Source organism: Mesorhizobium sp. M7A.F.Ca.CA.002.04.1.1, from assembly GCF_004022805.1.
GTDB lineage: Bacteria > Pseudomonadota > Alphaproteobacteria > Rhizobiales > Rhizobiaceae > Mesorhizobium > Mesorhizobium ciceri.
The window spans coordinates 1-2,043 of record NZ_RZPL01000889.1; the positions used below are offsets into that span (position 1 = coordinate 1).

Annotated in this window: 4 protein-coding genes; 3 read left to right on the forward strand and 1 reads right to left on the reverse strand. The window is 63.7% G+C overall.

All coding sequences use genetic code 11. The annotated features are described in order from the left end of the window. From ENZ75_RS29995 to ENZ75_RS30005, 3 genes are all read left to right on the forward strand, one after another. Positions 1 to 202 (forward strand): transporter substrate-binding domain-containing protein (locus ENZ75_RS29995; protein WP_128278554.1); only part of this gene is annotated, 202 nt, incomplete at its 5' end. A gap of 127 nt (positions 203 to 329) precedes the next feature. Continuing rightward, positions 330 to 1,010 carry an amino acid ABC transporter permease gene (locus tag ENZ75_RS30000; protein WP_013529174.1) on the forward strand — a complete coding sequence of 227 codons (681 nt, stop codon included), beginning with the start codon at positions 330 to 332 and terminating at the stop codon, positions 1,008 to 1,010. Further along, positions 1,007 to 1,777: an amino acid ABC transporter ATP-binding protein gene (locus tag ENZ75_RS30005; RefSeq protein ID WP_013529175.1), complete on the forward strand. Its 771-nt coding sequence runs from the start codon at positions 1,007 to 1,009 to the stop codon at positions 1,775 to 1,777. The genes ENZ75_RS30000 and ENZ75_RS30005 overlap by 4 nt, the downstream gene beginning before the upstream one ends. 86 nt (positions 1,778 to 1,863) lie before the next feature. Here ENZ75_RS30005 and ENZ75_RS34775 read toward each other — a convergent pair. Continuing rightward, positions 1,864 to 2,043 (reverse strand): hypothetical protein (locus ENZ75_RS34775; RefSeq protein ID WP_206617132.1); only part of this gene is annotated, 180 nt, incomplete at its 5' end.

Below are 2,043 nucleotides of genomic sequence, written 5' to 3' on the forward strand. Positions count from 1 at the left end.
CCTCGACTTCAAGAAGCACAAGCCCGACGCCAATGTGAAGATCGCCGCGCAAGAGGAAAACGCCGACTATTCCGGCGTCATCGTGCGCAAGGGCGATCCGGAGCTGGTCGCGGCGATCAACAAGGCGCTGGCCGACATCAAGGCCGACGGCACCTATAAGAAAATCTCCGACACCTATTTCGGCCAGGACGTTTCGAAGTAATCTATGAGGCGGGCCGCTCCGCGGCCCACAGGACATATCGAGCGGCGAGTCGTCTTTGACGGTCCGCCGCTTTTGTCGTGATATGTCGCGCCTCGACGAAAGCCTCGACTTATTTGGAGGGTCTTACGTGCCGCACTGGCTGCAACTGATGCTGGAGTCGCTGCCTTCGCTGTTGTGGGCGGCGCTGATCTTCACCGTGCCGCTGACGCTGTTGTCCTTCGTCCTTGGGCTGACCGTTGGGTTGGGTGCGGCGCTTGCCCGGCTGTTTGGTCCGAAACCGCTGGTCGCGCTGGTGCGCTTCTATGTCTGGATCTTCCGCGGCACGCCGCTGCTGGTGCAGCTGTTCCTTATCTTCTACGGCCTGCCGTCGGTCGGTATCCTGCTCGACGCCTTCACGGCGGCGTTGATCGGCTTCACGCTCAACATCGGCGCCTACACGTCGGAAATCATCCGCGCGGCCATAGGGTCGGTGCCGAAGGGCCAGTGGGAAGCGGCCTATTCGATCGGCATGACCTGGAGCCAGGCGATGCGGCGCACCATCCTGCCGCAAGCCGGCCGGGTCGCGGTGCCGCCGCTTTCCAACACCTTTATCTCATTGGTCAAGGATACGTCGCTGGCCGCCGCCATCACCGTGCCGGAGATGTTCCAGGCGGCGCAGCGCATCGTCGCCACCACCTATGAGCCGCTGATCCTCTATGTCGAGGCGGCGATCCTCTATCTGGCGCTGAGTTCGGTGCTGTCGGCCTTGCAGACGCGGCTGGAGACCCGGCTCAACCGCTATGGCGGCTTCCTGGAGGCACGCTCATGATCGGCCTCAGCAACATCGAAAAGCGCTTTGGCGACAATCTCGTGTTGAAGGGCGTGACGGTCACCATTGCCGAAGGCAGCGTCACGGCGCTGGTCGGCCCGTCGGGCGGGGGAAAGAGCACCCTGCTGCGCTGTATCAACCTCCTGGAGATCCCGACCTCGGGCACGGTGCGCATCGGCGACGAGACGCTCGAATTCCATCCTGGTGGCAGGGTTCCGGCCAGGGATATCCAGCGCCTGCGGCTGCAGACCGGCATGGTGTTCCAGAACTTCCAGCTGTTTCCGCATCGCACCGCGATCGAGAACGTCATGGAAGGGCTGGTGACGGTGCTGAAATGGGCGCCTGAGAGGGCACGCGAGCGGGCGCTGGCTCTGCTGGAGAAGGTGGGGATGGCGCACAAGGCCGACGCCTGGCCGGCGACGCTGTCGGGCGGCCAGCAGCAGCGCGTGGCGATCGCCCGCGCCTTGGCGCCGTCGCCGAAAGTGCTGCTCTGCGACGAGCCGACCTCGGCACTCGACCCGGAACTGGCGCAAGAGGTGGTCGACGTGCTTGGCAAGCTCGCCAGTGAAGGCACGACCATGGTGATGGCGACGCATGATCTGCGCCTCGCCTCCAAGATCGCCAAGGAAGTGGTGTTCCTCGATGCCGGCGTCGTCGTCGAGAAGGGACCGGCCGCGGTGCTGTTCAACAATCCGGAGCAGCAACGGACGAAGCGGTTCATTGCGACGCTGAAGCAGGAGGCTGAGAAGGAAGGCGGCGGCGGGTAGGCGCGGCCTAGGGTCTGTAGAATTCGGGCGATGGCCCCGAAGGCGCGCCGGTTCCGGTATATCTTGCCGGATGCGCGAGCAGGCCGTCAGCCATCCTTCGGCATATCGGGCCTTGCCGCCAGCAGCCGCTGAAATTTCACCGTCAGATCTCCCTCGAAATCGCGGCTCTTCATTTGCAGGTTCAGATATGATGGCTGACGAGCGCCACGCCAAGTCCGATGAGGATCGAACCGCATGTCTTTGGGATCACCCATCCGGCGCCAGTG

Excerpts from the sequence above, each read along its gene's own strand:
- ENZ75_RS30005 (WP_013529175.1), top strand. The coding sequence starts at position 1,007 with ATGATCGGCCTCAGCAACATCGAAAAGCGCTTTGGCGACAATCTCGTG.